Source organism: Pseudomonas sp. S5D5 (assembly GCF_003013355.1).
Taxonomy (GTDB): domain Bacteria; phylum Pseudomonadota; class Gammaproteobacteria; order Pseudomonadales; family Pseudomonadaceae; genus Aquipseudomonas; species Aquipseudomonas aylmerensis.
The window spans coordinates 2,244,178-2,266,623 of record NZ_PTEO01000001.1 but is presented as its reverse complement, the minus strand read 5'-3'; the positions used below and the strand labels follow the sequence as shown (position 1 = coordinate 2,266,623).

Here is a 22,446-nt window from a genome sequence, read left to right as displayed (position 1 = left end):
TTATTGAACCCCTTGCGCCATGATGCCGCCATCGATCACGAAGTCCGTGCCGTTGGCGTACTGAAAAGCCGGCCCGGTAAGGGCCACGATGGCCTGCGCCATTTCCCGGGGTTCGGCGAGCCGGCCCAGGGGAATGCTGGCCAGAAGATGTTGTTCATCCAGGCGCCCGGCCTCGATGGCGCTTGCGACCATGCGCGTGCGGGTGTAGCCGGGGCTGACCGAGATCGCGCGCACCGAGGCCGCGGCGAAATCCAGTGCCAGCACCTCGGTCATTGCCACCACGCCGGCCTTGGCGGCGGCGTAGCTGGCCCGGCCGGGGCCGGAACGGTGAGCGATGAATGAAGCGATGTTGACGATCAACCCGGTGCCCGACGCCGCCAATGCTGGAAACGCCGCCTGGCAGCTGTAAAACGCGCCGCTGAGATTGGTCTGCAGCACCGCCTGCCAATCTTCGGCACGCATATCGATGGCCGACGCGCGGCGCGCGATACCGGCGCAGGTCACCAACACGTCCAGGCGCTGCAAGCCTTCGGCGGCGCGCTGGAGGGCGGCCGGGTCACGCACATCCACGGCGGTGATGGGAAACCCGGCCTGCGGATTCGGCGCCAGGTCCCAGCCGATCACTTCGGCGCCCTGCTCCTGGAATACCTGGGCCACGGCCAGGCCGATGCCACTGCCGGCACCGGTGATCAACACACGTCTTGAAGGGCTCATAGCAAGGCGCCTTGTTCGAGTAACACACGTTTCACCGCATCAAACCTGGTGCGCTGCGCCAGCCGGCTGGACAGCGCGGCCGACACGCCCGCCGCATGCCCGGTGGCAAAACTGGTGCCCATCACCCGCACGGAGCCGAAGGCGATGTCGTCGGCACCAATCGAGCTGCCGGCCAGCCACAGGTTGTCGCTGCCTTCGGGAATCAGTGCACCAAACGGCACATGAAACCAGCCGTGGTGCGGGATGGCGCGGTACTCGGTGACGCCGGACCGCGGGTGCAATTCACAAGGCCAGCCGGAACGGGCGATGCCATTCGAGCGTTGCCGTGCACTCAGCGCGTCGTCGGCCACCACGTCCTGCTGGGAGATCACGCAGCGGGTGGAGCGGATGCCCAGTTGCGGCCCGCTGGTTTCCAGGATCGCCTGGGCAAACCCGGGCACGGTGCGGCGCAACGATTCGAGGTAGTCATGGGCGATGGTGCGGGCTTCGATTTCAGCGCGGGTCAGGTAGTGCGCGTCGGTGTTGACCAGGTCGACATCGATCATCATCGCCCAGTAGCTGCCCGACCACGGCAACGGCACGAAGTAACCGCCATTGCTGCGCGCCAGGTGACGCCGTGTGCGCCGTTGGTAGTCGATGACGGCCGCTTGCAGGGCCTCGCGGTCCGGCGCATGCCCGGGCTCGACATTGCCGATGCGCACGGTCAGGGTCGCGGCCTGCAGGCGCGGGCGCAGGCTGTGCGGGGCGATCATCGCCGCCACATTCGCGTTGCCGGTAGCATCCACCACACTGCCGACCTCGAGGCGCAGGCTGCCTTCGGGATGACTGCACAGCAAGGCATCGATATGGCCGTTCTTGCCTTCGGTAGCGATGACGCGGCAATGCAGCAGCGGCGTGATGCCGGCGCTCAGCACCAGGCGATCGAGCACGGTCTTCAGGCGTTCGGGGTCGAGCAGGATGATCCAGTTACCCGAGCTTTGCAGCACCGGTTCCACCGAATGCCCGAACGCCTGCAGGGCATCCAGCACCCGCTGCCCCATGCCAGCCACCACCCGCTCCGGCGTCGGGCCGCTGGTGAGGAAGCCACAGTAGGACTGCACCCCGGAGATGGTCGCAGTGCCGCCGAAGAAACCATAGTCCTCGATCAACACCACGCGCCGGCCACACTCGGCCGCTGCCAGCGCTGCGGCAATCCCGGCCGCGCCACCGCCGACGACGGCCACGTCATAAAAAGCGCTCATAGCACGGTGTCGAGAAAGTCACGGGTACGCGGGTCCCGTGGCGTGTCAAAAAATGCCTCGGCCGTGGCGTGCTCCACCACCTCGCCCTGATCGATGAAATACACGTAGTCGGCGACCTCGCGGGCAAAGCGCATCTCATGGGTGACCAGTACACAGGTCATGCCCTGGGCGGCGATCGAACGGATAACCCCCAGCACTTCTTTCACGGTGTGCGGGTCGAGGGCGGCGGTCACCTCATCAAACAGCATCACCTGGGGCTGCATGCACAGGCCCCTGGCGATTGCCACCCGCTGCTGCTGGCCGCCGGACAACTCGCCGGGATACGCCTGTTCCTTGTCTTCCAGGCGCACCTGTTGCAACAGCGCGCGGGCTTCTTGCTCGACGGCGTGGCGGTCGCGCCCGAGGACCTGGACCGGCGCCATGCTGACGTTCTGCAACACCGTGCGATGGGGGAACAGGTTGTAGCTCTGGAACACGATGCCCACCCGCTGGCGCAACTGCTGCAGGGGCAATTGCGGGCTGCCGATCAGCGCGCCGTCGAGGGTGATTTCGCCCTGGTCGATCTCGGCCAGGGCGTTGATGCAGCGCAACACCGTGGACTTTCCCGACCCCGACGGGCCGATGATGCACACCACTTCGCCACGCCCCACGGCCAGGTCGATGCCCTTGAGCACCGGCGTGTCACCGTAGGCCTTGCTCACCGCGTGCAAGGCGATAAAGGGGTTTTCCAGGATACGTTTCATGGGTTACCTGTAGGCCAGGCGCCGTTCCAGGGAACGGGCCAGCAGTGAAAGCGGAAAGATGTAGAAAAAGAACAACGCCAGCACCAGCCCGTAGACCGGCAGCAACAGATCGGTGCGCGCGGTGGCGGCGAGGATCTCGCGGCTGGCGCTGAGCAACTCCCCTACCCCGACCAGGCTGGCGAGCGCGCTGGACATGGTCACCACGCAGTACAGGCCCAACGCCGGCGGCACCATCAGCCGCAAGGCCTGGGGCAGGATCACATGACGCAGTTGGGCCACCGGGCCGTAGCCCAGGGCGGTGGCGGCTTCCCACTGGGTCCGTGGGATCGACTGCAAGGCGCCGCGCACGATTTCCGAAGCATTGCCCGCCGCCGGCAAGGCCAGGGCAAAGACCGCTTTGAGCCACGCCGGCAAGCTGATCACCGCGCCGGTCAGGTGCCATTCATAGGGCAGCAGGTGCATCACAAAAAACATCACCACCAGCCACGGCGCGTTACGCAGCAACTGCGTCAGCCCACGTGCGCCCAGCCGCAGCACGCGCGAACGGGCGCGCTGCAGGGTCCCCAGACAGACACCGGCAAGGCACGCCAACAGCATCGCCAACACACCGATCCACAGGTTCAGCGCAAAGCCCTTGAGCATCAGCGGCAACCACGGCAGCAGGGCCACAATCACCTCGTTCATGCACCACCCCCGGGAATCTGCAGGCGCCCTTCCAGACGGTGCAGTGCCCAGGCCAGCACTGCCATTGCGCAGAAATACGTGACCAGGACCAGCAGCATCATTTCCACCACGTTATACCGCTCACTCCAGATTTCCTGGGCGCTGTACAACACCTCAGGCACTGCCACGGCGTAGGCAATGGAGCTGCCCTTGATCAGTTGCACCATGTTGTTGCCCAGCGCCGGCAAACAGGCACGCAAGGCCAGGGGCAACTGGATATGCCACAGCCGACTCGCGCGCCCATACCCCAAGGCCAGGGCCGCGTCGCGGGTGCTGGGCGGCACCGCGAGCAGCCCGGCGCGCACGATTTCCACCGCAAACGCGCCGTAATGCAAGGTGATGCACAACGCCGCCAGCCCGAACGGGTTGGCGTACCAAGGGGCCGCGCCACCCTCCAGGCCGCCGCGCAACAACGCGCCGACGCCGAAGTAAATGAAGTACAACTGCGCCAGGCTGGGCGTATTGCGCAGCAGCTCGACATAACCGCGCACCAGCCAGCGCAACGGCCGCGAAGCCCCCATCGCCAGCGCACCGAACAGGCCGATCAAGCACGAACCGAAAATGCCAATGGCCGAGAGTTGCAAGGTGGTGACGATGCCGGAGGCAAATTGGCGGGCGGTCCAGCCGTCGTAGAACACCGGAAAATTCCAGCCGGTGCGGGTATTGAGACGTTCAAATCCGTCGGTGAGGCGTTGCAGGAAATACGGCAGGCTCTGTTTGTCCTGCGCCGCACTCTCGACTTCGCTCGGGTCCAGCGGATGCTTGTGGGGCAAGCCATAGCGGCTTTCCAGTTCATACAGGAAACCGCTCTGGCGCCAGTGCAACGCCAGTTGCTCCAGAAGCTCGCGCCACTGCGCGTCGCCCTTGGCCACGGCCATGCTCCAGGGGGCTTCGAGAATCACCGGCAACTGGATGCGATAGCCCTGCCATTGCTGGCTGTCCTGCAGGCGCAGGCGCGCCACCGCCTCGTCCATCACCTGGCCGATGCAGCGTCGGTCACGCAGGGCCTGGGCGCTTTCGGTGAGCCCGGCGAACGCGAGGATATTGACCCCATAACGCTCGGACACCGCCTGGTTGTAGGTCGAGCCCTGGCTGCTGCACAACGTCGCACCGCGCAGGCTCTCCCAACTTGCCACCGGCTGGTCGTCACGGGTCAGCAATACCGCGCCAGAGGCATAGAAGCCCGGGAAGATGAAGTCCACCAGGCGCTGGCGTTCTTCGGTCACGCTGAAGCCGGTGATGATCACGTCGCACTTACCCTGCTGCACGAACGGCACGCGATTGGCGCCGCTGGTCGCGATGGTCTGTGCGCCGATCTCGCGGCCCAGGCGCTGGCTGAGGGATTGGCGCAGGTTTTCCAGCAGGTCGGCGTTGAAACCCACCGCCTGCCCCGACGGCGTCAGGTAGGCGAACGGACGGTTCTCGACATTGGTGCAGGCGTTGACCACCCCACGCGCGTGGATGCGCTGCAACACCGACCCGTCCTCGGCCATCGCGCCCAGCGCAGCCGTCAGCACGCTGACCGCCAGCCAGGCCTTGAGCAACCGCATCACCACGAATACGTCGCCTTGAGGTAGTAGAACGCGCCGTTCATGCCGAATGGCGAGTAGGAGATGTAGTTGACGTTCTGATGGCCGGGGTTGTTCAGGCTGTTGCGTTTGTCCGGGTAGGCGTCGGTGACGTTGTCGCCGCCCACGGTGAATAGCCAGTCGGTGTAGCGGTAGCTGGTGGACAGGTCCAGCACCCATTTGGCATCGAAACGCTGGTCGTAGGCTGCGCCGGTGTTACTCACCGCCAGGAAGCTGCCGTAGCGCACGAGGTTGGCGTGCAGACCCCAATTGTCCTTGCTGTAGTCGGTGGAAAACGACAGCTTGCTGCGCGGTGTGCTGTCGGTGAGTACACCGTAGCGGTCGCGGCGGTCGATGCGGTCCAGGTTCAGGCCGCTCTGCGCCAGCGCGGTGGGGTTGTCCTTGATGTCGGTGACGCGCGTCTTGCTGTAGCTGTAGCCCACGGTGCTGTTGAGGCGACCGCCATTGTCGAAACGGTAGCGATGCTGGCCGGTGAGGTCGACGCCACGGGTCTGGGTGTCCACCGCGTTGGTGAAGTAGCGCACCGACTGGTAGAGATCGGTGGCAATCCCGTTGGCCGCCAGGTAAGCCTGGCCGGCGGCGGTTTGCACGTTGAGGTTGCTCGACAGGGTCACCCGGTCATTGATGTTGATCTGGTACACATCGAGCGTGGCGCTGAAATCATCAGTCGGTTGCAGCACCAAACCCAGGCTGATGTTGCGCGACTTCTCGGCCTTCAAATCCTCTGCACCGAGCAAGCGTGCAATCGGCGAATCCACCGAGGCGGTGAGCTGGTCCTGGTAGGCGTTGATCGACGTGTTGAGGGCGCTGGTGGTCGCCGAGTAATGCTGTTGCGCCAGGGACGGCGCGCGGTAGCCGGTGGACACACTGCCGCGCACGGCGACCACCGGGTTGAAGTCATATCGGCTGGAGAACGAGCCGGTGGTGGCACCGCCGAAGTCGTTGTAGTCGTCATGGCGCAGGGCAACCGAGGCGCGCCATTTATCGGTCAGGTTGGTTTCCAGGTCGATGTACTGCGCCACCACATCGCGGCGGTAGCTGCCGCTGTCGCCGGGCTTGAGGCCGGAGAAACCTTCGGCGCCGGTGCCGTAGTAGGAGTTGGCTTCGCCGCTGCTTTCCTGGTAGGTCTGGTGCTGGTATTCCAGGCCGAACGCCACCGACAACGGGTTGCTCAACAGCGGCACCGCCAACTCGTTGCTGAAGTCCAACTGGTACACCGCCAGGCTGCTGGTGAGGCTGCCGTCATCGAAGTTCTGCTGGGCATTGCCGGTGTCGCGGTACAGGTAACGATTGAGGGTGTCGCGGCTGCTGAGGTCGATTTCATTGCGTCCATAGTCGACGCTGGCGTCCCATTTCCAATCGGCCAACAGCCCACGCAGGCCCAGTACCAGCGATTGGTCCTGGGTCTCGGCGTGCAGGCGCGGCAGGTAACCTTCAGGGTGCGCAGCGCGGTCGAAGGTGGAAGCGCGACCGTTGCGAAAGGCATCCCAGGTATCGCCAGTGGACTTGTTGTAGCCGGCAAACCCGTAGGCGGTCAGGTCGTCGCTCAAGGCGTATTCGGCGTTGAGCATGACCTTGCCGTTGGTGATGTCCGGGTCGCCAAGGCGATACGTGGTGCTGCCATAACCCGGCGCGCCAGGATTGCGATTGTCCGGACCGGCGCGGTTGGTGAAGTCATTGTTGTTGCCGTCGAAACTCAAGTGCGCACTGCCGCGCTCGCCGAGTTTGAAACCGGTGTCGGCGTCGACATGACGCTGGATGCCGTCGCCCTTGGAATACTGGCCGTAGCTGGTGGTGACCTGCCCGCCCTCGTCATCTTTCTTGAGGATGACGTTGATCACCCCGGCAATCGCATCCGAGCCGTAACGCGCCGATGCGCCGTCGCCCAGCACTTCGATATGGTCGATCGCCGACAGCGGAATCGCCCCCAGATCCACCGGCGCCGAGCCACGGCCCTGGGTCACGTTGGTGTTGAGGAAAGCGCTGGTATGGCGGCGCTTGCCATTGACCAGTACCAATACCTGGTCCGGCGACAGGCCACGCATCTGCACTGGGCGAATGATCCCGGTAAACCCTGAACTGGCCGGACGCGGGAAATTCAAGGACGGGATCAACCGCGACAAGGCTTCGGACAACTCGTTGCTGCCGGTGCTTTGCAGCGTCTTGCTGGACACCACCTGGATCGGCTGCATCGACTCCAGCACCGTACGGTTCTCCGAACGGGTGCCGGTGACCACTACCGCATTCAACTGCGGGGTGGTCTCGCTGTCTTCTGCCGCGTGTGCCTGCATGCCCGCCACGACTGCCACCACTGCGAGCGACAGCCTGCACTGTTTGAACCTGCCCTTGATCATTCCTTATTCCCCAGCCAACAGCCGTCACCGCGCCCTGACATAAGCGCAGGGGCAGTGGCTGTCGAACATTTGTCTATTCAAAAGTTGATAAAAGAGTGGCCAGGGGGCAATTCGGTGGTGTGTTGATTGCTTGCCTGGTATGTCACACGGGGCCCAATCTACCCGGCCTGCGCAGGCTTACCTATGGAAAAAACAGTGGGCAACACTAACTTTTACTCATGTGGCACTGCGGTTATATGGTTAAAAGAACACGGTCTATTTGAAGACGGTTTATTGATTGAGCGCGATAAAAGATCAGGCTATAAGTGCTCGGTTTTATTAACAGGCAATACCCGAGTGTTCTAACTTATGAATCTTCGCCAGATGGAAGTCTTCCGTTCCATCATGCTCACCGGCAGCATCGCGGGCGCCGCCGAGTTGTTGCATATCTCCCAGTCCGCCGTGAGCAAAATGCTCAGCCACACCCAGCAACGTGGTGGTCCCAAGTTGTTCGAACTGGTCAAGGGCCGCCTGGTCCCGACCAGCGAAGCGCGCGAGCTGTACGAAGAGGTCGAGCGGCTGTGGCGCAACGTGGAACGGGTGCGTGAGTTGTCCAGCGAACTGGCCAACCCGTCCAAGGGCAACCTGTACATCGCGGCCTCCCCCAGCCTGGGCATGTCGGTGGTGCCGCAGAGCCTGGCGCAGACGGTCAAGGAGCGGCCGGACCTGAGCGTGAAAGTGATCCTGCCGCTGCCCGGCGCCCTGACCGATGTGGTCGCGGAGAAAATCGTCGACATCGGCATCACCACCTTTGAAGTCGACCACCCGAGCATCACGGTGCATGCGCGCTATAGCTGCCCGCTGGTGTGCATCATGGCGCCTTCGCATCCGCTGGCTTCGCTTGCGTCCATCAGCCCGACGGACTTGATTGGCCACCGGCTGATTTCGGTACCGTTGCAGGAGTTGTATGGGATCAATGAAGAGAAGGTGTATGGCGACGTATTGGCGCAATTGAATATTGGGTTGCAGGTGCGTTCGGGGTTGATTGCGAGCCTGTTCAGTTTGGCCAGTGGGGAGATTGCGGTGGTCGATGCGCTGGCGGTTTCGGGGAATTTGCTGCCGTTGGTGATCCGGCGGTTTGAGAGTGCGGCGGCGGTGAATATTTCGGTGATTCATAACAGCTTTAAGCCATTGTCGCCGCAGGCGTTGTTGTTTCGGGACATGGTGATGGGGCATTTGCGGGGGGTGTCTGATAGTTATCAGTGATGTGGAGTGTGGGTGAATATCCGTTTTTTGGGTAACGGCTGGTATTGGTTCCGCCCTTACGGCGGGTCACTTTTGGAAAGAGCCCAAAAGTAACCAAAAGGCTCTTGCCCCACCACTCGGTGCCTCGCCTAGGCTCGGCATGCCCTCACTCCGGCTTGAATCCGTGGGCCGCCGCGATGGGCCATCCCTGGCCCAGCGCGGCTAACCCGGCAGGACGCCGGGTTACCCACGGATTCAAGCCTGCGTTCGGCCAGCGTGGTTTAACGGGGCGCCTAGGATCAAGATCAAGATCAAAAACAGAGCCAGAGCCAGAGCACACCGCTTTCTGCCTGAAAAGTGGAGATCCAAATGTGGGAGCGGGCTTGCTCGCGAATGCGGTGTGTCAGTCAACAAATTCATTGCTGATCCACCGCATTCGCGAGCAAGCCCGCTCCCACATTTTTGACCGTGTCCGGCTTCCTTACCCTGTGAAATCAGCTTTTCTGTGGGAGCTGGCTTGCCTGCGATGGCATCAACTGGGTATGCCTGATGTACCGAGTTGCCTGCATCGCGGGCAAGCCAGCTCCCACATTTGAACTCACTCCAACTGAAAACCCGGTCGGCTCTAAGGCCGCCGCGCTCTTGCTTTTGATCTGAGGCGCCCCGTCAAACACGCTGGCCGAACGCAGGCTTTGGAGCGTGGGTAACCCGGCAGGACGCCGGGTTAGCCGCGATGGGCCAAGGATGGCCCATCGCGGCGGCCCACGCTCCAAAGCCGGAGTGAGGGCACACCGAGCCTAGGCGAGGTGCCGAGTGTTGGGGCAAGAGCCCTTTGGTTACTTTGGGGCTCTTTTCCAAAGTGACCCGCTGTAAGAGCGGAACCAATATCAGCCGTTACCTAAACAACGGATATGTACACCCCAATCACGCCCCCCAAACAGGCTCCCCAAGATTAAGCATCAACCGATTAGCCCAAGCAAAAATCGCAATCGCATGAACCAAATCAAGAATCTCCCCATCCCCCAACCCCTCCTCGCGCAGCACCCTCAACGCCCCCGCACCGACCTCCCCAGGCGCCAACGTCAGGTCAATCGCAAACCGCACAATCGCCCTCTCCCGCGACGTGGTTCCGGCCGTCTGCGGATCACTGAAAACCTGCGCGATCACATCATTGCGCTTGGCCAACTGCTCAAACCGCTGGGCATGCACCGACGCGCAAAACACGCATTGGTTGACGCGCGACACCACCGCACTCGCCAACTCCCGCTCAGCCCGTGACAACCCACCCGGTGCATACATGATCGCGTTAAAGGCCAACGAACGCTGGCGTAACACTTCGGGCTGGTGAATCAACGTGAGGTAGTACTCGGAAACCTTGGCCTGGGGATGGCTCTCCTCCAACACCGCCACTTGTTCGGGGTTGGCCTGGGCCAGGTCGAGGGTCGGCAGCCAGGATTTCCAGCCCAGGCTACGGTTGGTGAAGCCTTGGATGTCCAGGGGTTCGCTCATTGCAATTGCTCCAGGGCTTTGAGCCCGCTGGCCAGGCGTACTTGGTAAGAAATGAACGCGATCAACTGACCGAGAGTGACCACGTCGACGGTGTCCAGACCGGCGTCCAGCAGGGCCGTCAACGCCTGGCGATCACCTTCCACGGGGGCCAGCACCAGGGTGCGGGTGAAGTCGAGAATAGCCTTGAGGCGCGGCGAATCCTCAGGCGCCGTAAACCCTTGAAGGCGTTCAAGGTAATGCGCGGCCAGCTCCGGTTGCGGGGTCAGTTGGCTGGCGTATTCGGCCACCAGCAGGCGTTCCTGCAGGGTCAGGCTGCCAGGCAAGTCGGCAGCAAACAGCGCCTGGTAGCTGCCTTCGGTGGCGTCGGTGATCTTGGCCCGCGCTTGGCGCAGGCCTCGTACCGGGCTGGTTTCGCCGAGCACCAAGCGGGTCAGCAGGTCGGGTAAGGCGGGACTGTTCATTGCAACTCCTTGGAATGCGCGCGGCGCTCGGCCACGGCGTTGTGCAGAAACTCCACCACGGTTTGCCACGAATGCTCGTTGGCCTGGGCGTTGGCCTCGGGCTGGCCGTCGTCGGTGTAGGTGGTGGGAATGTAGGGCAGCAAAATGCTATGGCCGGCTAACGGAAAATCCCGTTGCAGCACGGGCCAGGGGTGATCGAAATGCTGGAGGCGCGCGCTGACCATTTGCCCGAAACGGCTGGACGGCCATGCCGCGTCATCGCCGGCGGTCAAGGTCAGTACCGGCCCGCGAATGCGTTCGACGTGGATGCGCGCACGCGCTACCGCGTCGTCGTCTTCCAGCGCGGTGTTCATCGACACCGCATTACGCTGCCCGGCATCACGGGCCGCCCATGAAGCATGGCGATTGTCGTTCCACAGGTGCACCAGCGGCTGCCCGCGATACAACCACGCGGGACCATCGCGCCCCACTGCCGGGTCAGCGGCGGCTTGCCCACCATGCACCAGGGCACTCGGCACATAGCCGATCACGGCCGACACGGTGTCGGGAAACAGGCTGGCGAGCAACAACACCAACTCACCTCCACGGGATTGGCCACTGAGCGCGATGAAATCATCGGCCGGTACCAGCTCGCGACGCATCCACGCCAGCCCCCTCTCGAAATACTCGAGCGGCGTGTTGGAGATGTAGTCCGACAACCCCGGTGCCTTGAAGTACCCCAGTGCCAACGCGCTGTAGCCCCGCGAGGCATACAGTGCCGCGCGGGCTTCGTTGATGCCGCCGCCGGAGCCATTGAGCACCATCACCGCCGGATGCGGGCCAGCGCCTGCGGGTTGGAACAAGGTGCCCACCAGACCGTCCTCGCGGACCTCTCGCCGGGTCACGCCGGCGGCGGCCAGGCGTTGCACCAGTACAAGCGCCTGGTCTTGCACCTCTATGCGGGTGTGCAAGGGTTCCAGGACCGAATCAGGAAACACCGCCGCACTGTGGCCCTGCTCGATGCGCTGGCTCCATAACAAGCCCATGCCCGAGACACCGCTATAGTCGCCAGCCACCGGGGCGTCACGCTCAAGGTCCACGCGCCCCTGGGCATCGGCCACGAAGGTTGCGGCGCTCTGCCACGGCTGTCCGCCACCGCGCAGGGTGCGGCTGGTCAATGTCACCCGCGCGCCCGGCGTCACGCCTTCGACGACGATGTGGCGCGGCTCATCCAGCAGGCCATCGAGGGGCGTGATCAGCAGGCGCGCCATTACTTTTCCTCCGTCACCATCGAGGCGGTGGTGCGGTCGCTCACCAGTGGATCGACACGCAGGCCTTTGCGGGCCGCCCAGATGTTCTGGTAGTGGAATAACGGCAGGATGCCGACGTCGTCGCTCACGCGTTGCACCGAATCACGCAGGATCGCTTCGCGCTTGGCTTCATCGAACTCGGCCGACGACAGTTCCAGGTCCTTGTCCACCTGTGGGTTGCTGTAGCGCCCCCAGTTCGACGAGCCCTGCCCTTTGCTCGGGTCGGCGCTGGCCAACACGTTGAGCAGGCCATAACCCGCCTCGCCGGTGCCGTTGCCCCAGGCAATCACCGTGACCGCGTATTCGTTTTTATTGGCGCGGGCGGCATACACCGACCATGGCACCACCTGCAAATCCACCTTGATGCCGATCCGCGCCCAGAACTGCGCCACCGCCTGCATGCTCTCCGGCGCCAGTGGGTAACGGTCGCCGGGCACGTGCACGGTCAACTGGAAGCCGTCCGGAAAACCCGCTTCGGCCAACAGCTTTTTCGCCTGGGCCGGGTCGTTGGCGATGTTCTTGACGTCGGTGTTGTAGCCGAAGGTATCGGCCGGCATCCACTGGTTGGCCTCGGTCACGGTGTTTTGCAGGATGCGCTCGACAATCGCCTTGCGGTTGATCGCCAGCGACAGCGCCTGGCGTACCCGCACATCGCGCAGCGGGTTTTCGGCCAGCGGCTTGCCCTGGTTGTCACGCACGAACTCGTTCGGCCCCGGACGGAAGCTCGGCTGGATCAGCAGCGCGCGTAGCCCCGGGTAGGCAAACACCTTGACGCTCGGCGTGGCCTGCAGCTTTTTCACGTCCTGGGGCGAAACCTTGTCGATCACATCCACGTCACCCGCCAACAAGGCCGCCGTACGGCTGGCCGGGTTGGCGATAAAGCGGTAATCCACCGTGTCCCACAGCGGCTGCGCGCCCCAGTACTCCTTGTTGCGCTCAAACAGCGTGCGGTCGCCTTGGGCATAGGACACCAAGCGATACGGCCCGGTACCGATCACCGCCTTGCCGCTGTTGTAGTCCTCGGTGCTGGACTTTGCGCCGATATGCCGGCTGACGATGTAGACGGAATCGATGTTCTGCACCAGCAATGGGTTTGGCACCGTGGTCTTGACCCGCAAGGTGTAAGGATCTGGCGCGCTCACCGATTCCACCGTGCGCAGGCTGCTGGAATACGGCGCGACACTGCCGGGTACGTTGCGCGCACGCTCCAGGGAAAACACCAGGTCGTCGGCGGTGAACGGCTGGCCGTCCTGCCATTTCACGCCCTGGCGGATCTTGAATTCCCAAGTGGTGGCGTCAATCGCCTTCCAGCTTTCGGCCAGGCCCGGCAGGTTCTTGTCGTCGCGGCGGTCCAGCAAGGACTCCCAAACGTGCAAGGCCAGGGAGCGGTCGCCGGCATGGTTGTTCAGTTGCGGGTCCAGTGACGACACTGGGTCGGCATAGGCAATACGCAAGGATTGGGCGGTTGCCCCGGTTGCGCCGGTCAACAGCGCAGCAGTCAGTAGCGTCAGCAGCAAGGGCTTCATGGCAAATTCCTAAGAGGCAAGGTTGAGGTGGCAAGCGCTCAAGTGGTCGGGCGACACTTCTTTGAGCAGCGGGATTTCTTCACGGCAACGCGCCGTGGCATGCGGGCAACGCGGGTGGAAATGGCAGCCGGAAGGCGGGTTCAAGGGGCTGGGGATTTCGCCGCGAATCGCCTGGTATTGGCTGCGCCGCAGCTCGAACTTGGGGATCTGCGCCAGCAGCGCCTGGGTATACGGGTGGTTGGCGCGGGCGAACAATTCGTCCACGGTGGCCGACTCCACCACCCGTCCCAGGTACATCACCACCACGCGGTCGCACAGGTGCTCGACCACGCCCAAGTCATGACTGATAAACAGGTAGGTCAGCCCCAGCTGTTCGCGCAGGTCCATGAACAGGTTAAGGATCTGCGCCTGGATCGACACATCCAGCGCCGCCACCGACTCATCGCACACCAGCAGTTGCGGCTGCACCGCCAGGGCGCGGGCGATGCCGATGCGCTGGCGTTGACCGCCGCTGAACTGGTGCGGGTAACGTTGGCGCAACTCGGGGCTCAAGCCTGCACGGCGCAGTTGCGCGCTGACGTAATCGTCAAAGCCTGCACGGTCGGTAAGGCCCTGGCGCAACGCACCTTCGCCAACGATTCGGTCGACCCGCAGCCGAGGATTGAGGCTCGCATAAGGGTCCTGGAAGATCATCTGCACCTTGAGCTTTTGCGCCGCACTCAACGTCTGCATAGGCTGACCGTCCAGCGTCACGTTGCCGCTGGACGTCGGCAGCAGGCCGGCGACCATGCGCCCGAGGGTGGATTTACCGCAGCCGGACTCCCCCACCAAACCCACCACTTCGCCCTTGGCAATGCGCAGGTCAACGCCGTCCACCGCACGCGTCAGCGGCCGCGGTTTGCTCAGCCCCAGGCGTTGCAGCACGCCACCCGGCGCCTGGCCAAACTGTTTGCTGACCTGGTGTAACTCGATCAACGGCACGGATTCATTCGCCATGGGCAACTCCAGGATGGAAGCAACGCACGCTGCGACCCGGTTCGATTTCAAGAGGCTGCGGTTGCTCGATACACGCACTGCTGACACGGCTGCAACGCTCGGCAAACGCACAGCCGGGAGGCATCGACCGCAAGTCCGGGGCCATGCCCGGAATCTGCCGCAGGCGCTGGCCGCGTTGGTTGCGACTCGGCAGGCTGTCGATCAAGCCTTGGGTGTACGGATGCAACGGCCGGTCGAGCACGTCGTCCACACGGCCTTGCTCCACAATGCGCCCGGCGTACATCACCGCCACGTCGTCGGCGAGGCCGGCGACCACCGACAGGTCGTGGGTGATCCAGATCAGCGCAGTGCCTTGTTCGCGCACCAGCTTTTGCACTTCGCCGAGGATCTGCGCCTGGATGGTCACGTCCAGTGCCGTGGTCGGTTCGTCGGCGATGATCAGGTCGGGGCGGTGCAACAACGCAATGGCAATCGCCACCCGTTGGCGCATGCCGCCGGACAGTTGGTGCGGATAGGCAAGCAGGCGTTCTTCGGGGCTGGCGATGCCCATCGACGCCAAGGTGTCGCAGGCATGTTGACGTGCCTCGCGCTGACTCATCGGGTTGTGGGCACGCACCGCTTCGATCATCTGCGTGTCGATGCGCAGCACCGGGTTGAGGGTCATCATCGGGTCCTGGAAGATCATCGCGATGCGATTGCCTTGCAGCTGGCGCAACTGGGCCGGGCGCAGCTTCACCAGGTCGCGCCCCTGGAACAGAATCTCGCCGCCGCTGATACGGCCCGGCGCGTCCACCAGCCCCAGGATGGAGAAACCGGTGACGGATTTACCCGAGCCCGACTCCCCCACCAGCCCAAGGATGCGCCCCGGTTGCAAACGCAGGGACACGTCACGCACCGCCGGTAAAATCCCGTCGCGGGTATGGAACGAGGTGCACAGGTTGCGCACTTCAAGCGTCGCCGGTAACACGGCGTTTTCGAGTGCCTTCATCGTTGCAACCTCGGGTTGAGCACGTCCCGCAGGCGATCACCCACCAGGTTGATCGCGACGATAGTGAGCAACAGGGCCAGGCCGGGAAACACGCTGATCCAGTACTCATCGCCGAGCATGAACTGGAAACCGTTGGCGATCAGCAGGCCCAGCGACGGCTCGGTAATCGGCACGCCCAGGCCAAGGAATGACAAGGTCGCCTCCAGCGTAATCGCACGAGCAATCTGCAACGCGCCGATCACAATCAACGGCGGCAGGCAGTTGGGCAGGATGTGCCCGACCAGGATGCGCCAGCGGCTGATGCCCTGCCCGCGCGCCGCCTCGACGTACTCGCGGCGGCTTTCCACCAATGCCTGGCCACGGGCGGTGCGGGCGTAATACGCCCATTCCAGCACCACCAACGTCAGCACCACATTGCCCACGCCTTTGCCCAGCCACGCCAGGATCATCAGCGCCATCAGGATGCCGGGGAACGACAGCAGCAAATCCACCAGGCGCATCAGCAATGCATCGACCCAGCCGCCGGCATACGCCGAGACCAGCCCGACCAAGGTGCCGATCACCGCCGCGATCAACGCCGAACCGACCCCCACCAACAGGCTGATACGCAGCCCGTAGACGATCGCCGAGTACAGGTCGCGGCCCTGGCCATCGGTGCCCAGCCAGTAGGTGTAGTGCCCTTCGCCGCTGGTGGCGCCGGGAGCCAGGCGGGCGTCGAGCACATCCAGTTGCATCAGGTCGTAAGGGTTCTGCGGGGTGATCCACGGTGCGAACAGCGCCGCCAACACGATCACTGCCAGGATCAGCAGGCCGACAATGGCCATGGGCGAACGCAGAAAATCCAGCACACCGCGTTGCCACAACGATTCCACGCGGATCATTGCGCACCTTCCAGGCGTACACGCGGGTCAAGCAGGCGGTACAGCACGTCCACCAGCAGGTTGAGGCTGACGAAAATCACCACGACCACCATCAGGTACGCCACCACCACGGGGCGGTCGAGGGTGTTGATGCTGTCGAGGATCAGCTTGCCGGCGCCGGGCCAGGCAAAGATGCTTTCGGTGACCACCGCGTAGGCGATGGTCGAGCCCAGCTCCAGGCCGAGCACCGTCACCAGCGGGATCAGGGTGTTACGCAACACATGCATAAGGGTCACTCGCAGCGGTGACAGGCCCTTGGCCCGAGCGAACTTGACGAAATCCTGGGGCAAGATCTCGCGCACGCCGGCGCGGGTCAGGCGCAGCACCAGAGAGATTTTGAACAGCGCGAGGTTCAACGCCGGCAACAGCAGGTGCTGCCAGCCGTCGAGGGTCAGCCACGACCACTGAATGCCCAGCCATTCGCGGGTGGCACCACGGCCACTGGCGGGCAGCCAACCCAGGTGCACCGAGAACAGCATGATCAACATCAGCGCGACCCAGAACGACGGCAGCGAAAAGCCGACAATGCTGCCGGTCATCATCAGCCGCGAGGCGAAGTGGTCCGGGTACAACCCGGCGAACAGACCCAGCGGTACACCGATCACAATCGCCATGAGCAACGCGCTGAACGCCAGCTCAAAGGTCGCCGGCAAACGCTGCAAGATCAGCTGCAAGGCGTCTTCGTGGTGCACGAAACTCTTGCCCAAATGCCCATGCGTCGCGCCATTGAGGAATGTGATGTATTGCTGCCACAGCGGCTGGTCCAGGCCCAGGCGGGCAATGGCTTGCACGCGTTCGGCCTGGTTGAGGTCTTCGCCGATCAAAATGTCCACCGGGTTGCCGATGGCGTTGAGACCGACGAACACGATCACCGTCATCAGCAACATCACCAGCACGGCCTGGCCCACGCGCCGCAGCAACCACAGGCTCATGTACGCAACTCCTCGGTGCGCAGGCTGCCAACCTGCCATTCATCACCTTGCAGCTCCGGCTCAGCGTAGGTTTGCATGGCCTGGAAGTGCATCGCGACATCGTCGTTGAACAACTGCCCGGCCAGGCCCTGGGCCATGCGCTTGGCGCCTTCGCTGATGGCCGGGATATCGCCGGAAACACCGCCGTAGGTCAGTGCTGCCGGGTAGCTGAAGCAGTGCACGCGCTCAAGGCCTGGACAGGCATCGGCGTTGCGGGGCTGGAATTCGAACAACGGGCCGAGGTCCGGCAGTTGCGAGAGTTCTTGGTCTTCCTGGCCGGCGGGTGCGGTGAAGCGGTCGCGCCAGAGTTTGATATGCGGGGCAAACGGCGAGAACTCCGGGCGCAGCGCAAAGTTGCTGCGAAAGCCGGTTGCAAACACCAGAAAGTCGTAGCGCAGTTGTGCGGAAGGCGTGTGCAGTAACAGGCTGCCATCGGCTTGCACCGCCACCGATTCAATCGGGCTGTCGAGCAAGAACCGAGCATTCGCGTGGCGCGAAACGCGCAGGGTGCTGCCGTGAGGGGGCGGCACCTGTTGCAGGTTCAGGTAGTGGCGGATGCTCCACTTCCAATCGTCTGACAGGCGCCAGTAGCCGTGAGTCATGCCCGGGCTGCCAGCGCCCTTGCCCTTGTTGATGCGCGGCAGGTCCTTGCGCCGCACCAGCAGGTCGACGTTGAGCGCACCGGCTTCGAGTGCCGTGCCCGCTGCGTCCATCGCTGATGCGCCGCCGCCGATCACTGCGACGCGCTTGCCGACGAACCACTCATCCTGCAAGCCATCGGCCGAGTGCGCCCAGTATTCGCTGGGTAACTGGCGCGCCAACTCGGGCACCCACGGGCCGCCCAACCCATCACGCCCCGTCGCGAGTACCACGTGGCGCGCAGAGAACACCTGGGCCTGGCCGTGTGCATCCACGTGCAATTCAACACGCCCATCCGCCTGCGGTTGCACACGGGTGACCCGGTGTCTGTTGCGCACATCCAGGCGCAGCACCTGGCGATACCAACGCAGGTAATCCGCCCATTGCAGGCGCGGGATCTTGTCCAGCGCATCCCAGGCTTCCAGGCCAAACTGCGCCTGGAACCATGCGCGAAACGTCAGCGCCGGCAAGCCCAGCGCCGGCCCGCTCAACTGCTTGGGCGAGCGCAGGGTTTGCATGCGCGCCGTGGTTGCCCACGGCCCTTCAAAACCTTGTGGCGCCTGGTCGAATACCACCGCCCGCACACCCAGATGGCCGAGTTCGGCGGCCACCGCCATGCCCGCCATACCGCCGCCGATCACCGCCACTTCAAGCAGCGGCTGACCGTCCAGCTGGCGCGGTTTGACCCAAGGCTGGGCAGGAAGATCGAGCCACTCCAGGTCCTCGCGCAGGCGCGCTTCGAGGGCGGGTAGACCGATGGGTGCGGTGGTGTGCGGCATCGTTGGGGTACTCGATCAAGTGAGCGGGCACGCGGCCCGCAAGGGTTAAAAGTCGATGTTCAGGCGGCTGTAGTAGAACGCCCCGTAAGAACCGAATGGCGAGATCGACGAGTAGTAGGAACCGCCGGAGACATCGGTCACGGTGTGCTTGTCGGGGTAAATGTTGAACAGGTTGTCGGCGCCCAGGGAGACCCGCACGTTGTCGGTCAGGGCATAGGTCACGTCGACATCGGTGATCCACTTGGCGCTGAACGTTTCATCCACGCCGGTGGTGCCGCTGCCCAGCCGCTTGACCTTGCCGTAGCGGGTGGTGCGCACGCCCACGTCCCAATCGTTGACCTGCCAGTTGAGGCCAACGATGTACTTGCTCTTGGGGGTCAGGTCGGTGATGCCGCCCAGTTCGGTGCGTTCGAAGCGTTGCAGGCCAAGGCTTTGCAGCTGCGATGGGTTGGCCTTGAGGTCAGTGATGGTCGCCTTGTTCCAGTTGGCGCCGACGTTCCAGCGCAGGCGACCGAAGCGGTCCAGGTACTGGGTGTAATCGGCCACCAGGTCGAGGCCCTTGGTGCGGGTGTCGAAGGCATTCGCGTAGTACTGCACTTGCTGTACATGGGAAAAACCATTGGCGGCAAGGATCCGGTCGACGGCGGCGCCCGACAGCGGGCTGATCAGCGCGATACGGTCCTGCAGGTCGATCACGTAGGCGTCCAGTGCCACGTTCAAGTCTTTGACCGGCGTCCACGTCAGGCCGGCGGACACGCTTTGCGACTTCACGGGTTCCAGGTCTTCGGCGCCCAACGCCTTGCCAATCGCCGAGGTGGTCTGCACGCGTTTGATCATGATGTCCTGGGTGGTGTTGCCCACGGTGCGGCGGCCCAAGCCGGTCTTGGCGTAGCCCTGTTGCACCATCGACGGTGCCACGAAGCCGGTGCTGAGGGCGCCGCGTGCGGCGATTTCCGGCGTGAAGGCATAGCGGGTCGAGAGCTTGCCGGTCCAGGTATTGCCCGAGCTGTCGGTGTAGTGTTCGAAACGCCCGGCAGCGCCGACGAACCATTTATCAGTGACATCCAGGCCCAGGTCGACATACGCCGCCGAGTCACTGCGGCGCAGGTTCACTTCGTCTTCCGGCAGCAACAGGTAGTTGCCCAAGGCGCCAATGGCGGCCAACTGGCCTGCGCGCGGGTGGCCGACCGGGTAGCGATAGTTGCCGTTACGGTAGGAGTCCGCATCACCGGATTCGGTGCGGTACTGCTCGAAACGGTACTCAAGGCCGGTGGCGAAGTTCAGCGGGTTGCGTGTGCCGATATCGAGCTTGCGGTTGAGGTCCAGGTTGGTGGTCCACTGGGTAAACGTGTTGGTCTGCAAGGTGAAATCGGTGGGGCTTGCGGTGCCGAGGGACGGGTTGAGGTTGTTCTCGGTCATCTGCTTCTGGCGGTTGGCGCCATAGGAGGTGCTGAGGTCCCAGCCCCAGCCCGCCAGGTCATCGCCACGAGCACCGAACGTGCTCTGGTAGTCGAGACTTTCAAAGGTGAAATCCGGGGCGATACCGTCCGGGTACAACTCGTTGATGATGGTGTTGGAGTTGGGCCGACGGAAACCGATGGAGACCAGTGCGTTCTGCTTGCCCAAGGTGCTGAACGAGTACAACGAGGTCGCATCATTGAGCGGCAACTCAGCGTTATACGACACGTTGATCTGCTTGATCTCAGGCAGGCCGCCACCGAAGCTGCGTTTTTCCACGGTGTTCTCACGCGGGTCGGGTTGGCCGTTGACCGGGTAGTAAAACGCGCCGGTGGCCACGCCGGAACGCTTGGTGCTGTCCTGCTTCTTGGCGTCGAGGGCGAAGTTGAAGAAACCGTCGTTGGGCAGCGGCAGGCCGTAATTGAGCGTTTGCTGGTACGTCTCGCCATTGGAGCCGACGCCACTGGCGTAATGCGAACGGCGCCCGGCCATGGTGCTGGAACTGCCGCCGCTGCTGTCGGACTTGAGGATGATATTGATCACCCCGGCAATCGCATCCGAACCGTATTGGGCAGCGGCGCCGTCACGCAATACTTCAACGCGGTCGATGGCGCTGATGGGAATCAGGTCCAGGTCAGCCGGGTTCCAGCCTTCCACCAGTACCGAGTTTTCCGAGGCCACCGAGCCGCCATGGCGACGCTTGCCATTGACCAACACCAACACATAGCCACCGCCGAGGCCACGCAAACCGGCAGCCCGCGCCACGTTGCTGTAGGCGCCGCCGGTGACCTTGGCCACGTTGAAGGACGGCAGCAGATGCTCAAGGGCATCCCGCAGCGCCGTGCTACCGCCCTGCTTTTGCAGGTCATCGCCACCGATCACATCAATCGGAACGGCGCTTTGCGCCACGGTGCGCTGGTTGCCACGGTTACCGACCGAGACCACGGTCTGCATCACCGGCTCGGCTTTCTTGCGTTCGGTGTCTTGGTCTTCCTCTGCCATCAACGGCGCGGACGCCAGGCACAGGCCGGTCAGCGCAAAGGCTGCCGGTGAAAATAATGCAGTCGAAGAAAAGCTGTTTTGCATCTGGGTACTCCCCGGAAAATCGCCAAAAAGGGTGTTGCTGGTCGTGCGGCGATTTGCCGAGGTCGGCTGGATGTCCGCGAAGCAAGGTGGCTGGGTGAACAGCCATCTATTCGTTTTCGTTATTCATTAGCGCACTGAATGCGGTAAATGAATACTAAAGGGCATCACTTATTCCATCTACTAATTAATAGAGCTATGCATATTCCAAAATTTATATAAGGGTCAGCTGGCGTAGATGCGCTGCATCAAGGCGTCATGACGGTTGGCCGGGTGGATGATCATGCCCGGCAGCAACTCCTGGGACGAGGCTTGCAGGGTGTCGATCAACGCACTGGCCACGTCCGACAACGGGCTGGCAAAGGCCGAAATCAGACCGAAGAAAAACGGGATGGTGCTTTCAATCGGCCGCACGACCACGCCATCGAGCGGCACACCGAATGCGGTGAACGGGTCCACCAACGCTACCCCAAGACCGGCGCGGGCCATTTGCATGGCGGTCAGCGAAGTGTTGGTTTCGAGGATGTGCTGGGGCTCGGCACCCATGTTTTCAAAAGCCTTGTTGATGCGACGGCGAAAACGGAACGGGTTGGAAATACTAATCAGCGTGTGCTGCGCCAGCGTCTCCATGCTCAGCACCGACTCGCTCGCCAAGGGTGAGTCGTGCGCCAGTACCGCAACGCAAGACGCCTCGCCGATCCAATGCACCTCCAGGCCGCGATGCTCCAACGGCAGGCTGACCACGCCGAGGTCGACGGTCTTGGCCAGCACGGCCTGCACCACGCCTTCGGGGGTGAGGCTCTGGATCTGCAATTGCTGCGGGCGCAGTTGCGCTGGCAAACGTGCAATCGCCGGAGGCAGCAAACCGGCAGCCAAGGCGGGAGTTGCGACCACGCGCAGGCTGAGGTTTTCGTCGCGGGCGATGTTCAAGGCGCGCTGCTGAACATGGCGAACCCCTTGCAAGGCACTGTCGACTTCGGCCGAGAGCTTGAAGGCTTTTTGCGTGGGGGTGACTTTGGGGCCGCTGCGTTCGAACAAGGCGAAGCCCAGTTCTTGCTCAAGCTCCTGGATCAGGCGCGTCACGGTGGGTTGTGAGCGACCGAGCATCTGCCCGGCTCCGGTGACACTGCCTGCCGACATGACGGCGGTGAATGCTTCCAACTGGCGTAGGTCCACCGGACTCTCCTTTGAAGTGAATGATGGCGGTGGAGTGTACACAGCGGGGGTTGATCGGTCTGT

Annotated in this window: 18 protein-coding genes; 1 reads left to right on the top strand and 17 read right to left on the bottom strand. The window is 63.3% G+C overall.

What is annotated here, in order from left to right; translation table 11 throughout:
• From C9990_RS10735 to C9990_RS10710, 6 genes are read right to left on the bottom strand one after another with little or no spacing between them, the layout of a single operon-like run.
• Window positions 1–714: an SDR family NAD(P)-dependent oxidoreductase gene (locus C9990_RS10735; protein ID WP_106803258.1), complete on the bottom strand. Its 714-nt coding sequence runs from the start codon at window positions 712–714 to the stop codon at window positions 1–3.
• On the bottom strand, window positions 711–1,955 hold the full coding sequence (locus C9990_RS10730) for an FAD-dependent oxidoreductase (protein WP_106803257.1): 1,245 nt from the start codon (window positions 1,953–1,955) through the stop codon (window positions 711–713). Before C9990_RS10730 ends, C9990_RS10735 begins: the two co-directional genes overlap by 4 nt.
• Window positions 1,952–2,698: an amino acid ABC transporter ATP-binding protein gene (locus C9990_RS10725; protein WP_106803256.1), complete on the bottom strand. Its 747-nt coding sequence runs from the start codon at window positions 2,696–2,698 to the stop codon at window positions 1,952–1,954. Before C9990_RS10725 ends, C9990_RS10730 begins: the two co-directional genes overlap by 4 nt.
• A gap of 3 nt (window positions 2,699–2,701) precedes the next feature.
• Window positions 2,702–3,382 carry an amino acid ABC transporter permease gene (locus C9990_RS10720; RefSeq protein WP_106803255.1) on the bottom strand — a complete coding sequence of 227 codons (681 nt, stop codon included), beginning with the start codon at window positions 3,380–3,382 and terminating at the stop codon, window positions 2,702–2,704.
• The gene (locus C9990_RS10715) at window positions 3,379–4,971 is read right to left on the bottom strand and encodes an ABC transporter substrate-binding protein/permease (RefSeq protein ID WP_240435316.1); all 1,593 of its coding nucleotides are present in this window, start codon (window positions 4,969–4,971) and stop codon (window positions 3,379–3,381) included. Before C9990_RS10715 ends, C9990_RS10720 begins: the two co-directional genes overlap by 4 nt.
• Window positions 4,971–7,364, bottom strand: a complete 2,394-nt coding sequence (locus C9990_RS10710; RefSeq protein WP_106803253.1) for a TonB-dependent siderophore receptor — start codon at window positions 7,362–7,364, stop codon at window positions 4,971–4,973. The genes C9990_RS10715 and C9990_RS10710 overlap by 1 nt, the downstream gene beginning before the upstream one ends.
• A 348-nt stretch (window positions 7,365–7,712) precedes the next feature.
• On the opposite strand from C9990_RS10710, the gene C9990_RS10705 reads away from it, so the two are divergent.
• Window positions 7,713–8,609 (top strand): LysR family transcriptional regulator, encoded by an 897-nt coding sequence (locus C9990_RS10705; RefSeq protein WP_106803252.1) that lies wholly within the window; start codon window positions 7,713–7,715, stop codon window positions 8,607–8,609.
• A 903-nt stretch (window positions 8,610–9,512) separates the two neighbouring features.
• On the opposite strand, the gene C9990_RS10690 is transcribed toward C9990_RS10705, so the two are convergent.
• The 11 genes from C9990_RS10690 to C9990_RS10645 form a co-directional block, all read right to left on the bottom strand.
• On the bottom strand, window positions 9,513–10,097 hold the full coding sequence (locus C9990_RS10690) for a peroxidase-related enzyme (protein WP_106803251.1): 585 nt from the start codon (window positions 10,095–10,097) through the stop codon (window positions 9,513–9,515).
• Complete coding sequence (locus C9990_RS32545) at window positions 10,094–10,558, bottom strand: CMD domain-containing protein (protein WP_201145396.1); 465 nt, start codon at window positions 10,556–10,558, stop codon at window positions 10,094–10,096. The genes C9990_RS10690 and C9990_RS32545 overlap by 4 nt, the downstream gene beginning before the upstream one ends.
• Window positions 10,555–11,808 (bottom strand): acyl-CoA thioesterase/bile acid-CoA:amino acid N-acyltransferase family protein, encoded by a 1,254-nt coding sequence (locus tag C9990_RS10685; protein WP_201145397.1) that lies wholly within the window; start codon window positions 11,806–11,808, stop codon window positions 10,555–10,557. Before C9990_RS10685 ends, C9990_RS32545 begins: the two co-directional genes overlap by 4 nt.
• Entirely contained in the window at window positions 11,808–13,373 is a 1,566-nt protein-coding gene (locus C9990_RS10680; RefSeq protein WP_106803250.1) for an ABC transporter substrate-binding protein, read from the bottom strand. The genes C9990_RS10685 and C9990_RS10680 overlap by 1 nt, the downstream gene beginning before the upstream one ends.
• A gap of 9 nt (window positions 13,374–13,382) precedes the next feature.
• Window positions 13,383–14,369, bottom strand: a complete 987-nt coding sequence (locus C9990_RS10675) for an ABC transporter ATP-binding protein (protein WP_106803249.1) — start codon at window positions 14,367–14,369, stop codon at window positions 13,383–13,385.
• Window positions 14,359–15,357, bottom strand: coding sequence for an ABC transporter ATP-binding protein (locus tag C9990_RS10670; protein ID WP_106803248.1), 999 nt, complete (start codon window positions 15,355–15,357; stop codon window positions 14,359–14,361). The genes C9990_RS10675 and C9990_RS10670 overlap by 11 nt, the downstream gene beginning before the upstream one ends.
• Window positions 15,354–16,238, bottom strand: a complete 885-nt coding sequence (locus C9990_RS10665; RefSeq protein WP_106803247.1) for an ABC transporter permease — start codon at window positions 16,236–16,238, stop codon at window positions 15,354–15,356. The genes C9990_RS10670 and C9990_RS10665 overlap by 4 nt, the downstream gene beginning before the upstream one ends.
• Window positions 16,235–17,209 (bottom strand): ABC transporter permease, encoded by a 975-nt coding sequence (locus tag C9990_RS10660; RefSeq protein WP_106803246.1) that lies wholly within the window; start codon window positions 17,207–17,209, stop codon window positions 16,235–16,237. Before C9990_RS10660 ends, C9990_RS10665 begins: the two co-directional genes overlap by 4 nt.
• Window positions 17,206–18,666, bottom strand: a complete 1,461-nt coding sequence (locus C9990_RS10655; protein WP_106803245.1) for an FAD-dependent oxidoreductase — start codon at window positions 18,664–18,666, stop codon at window positions 17,206–17,208. The genes C9990_RS10660 and C9990_RS10655 overlap by 4 nt, the downstream gene beginning before the upstream one ends.
• A 45-nt stretch (window positions 18,667–18,711) precedes the next feature.
• Complete coding sequence (locus C9990_RS10650; RefSeq protein WP_106803244.1) at window positions 18,712–21,210, bottom strand: TonB-dependent siderophore receptor; 2,499 nt, start codon at window positions 21,208–21,210, stop codon at window positions 18,712–18,714.
• A gap of 222 nt (window positions 21,211–21,432) precedes the next feature.
• Window positions 21,433–22,383, bottom strand: a complete 951-nt coding sequence (locus C9990_RS10645) for a LysR family transcriptional regulator (RefSeq protein WP_106803243.1) — start codon at window positions 22,381–22,383, stop codon at window positions 21,433–21,435.
• Window positions 22,384–22,446: the final 63 nt, after the last annotated feature.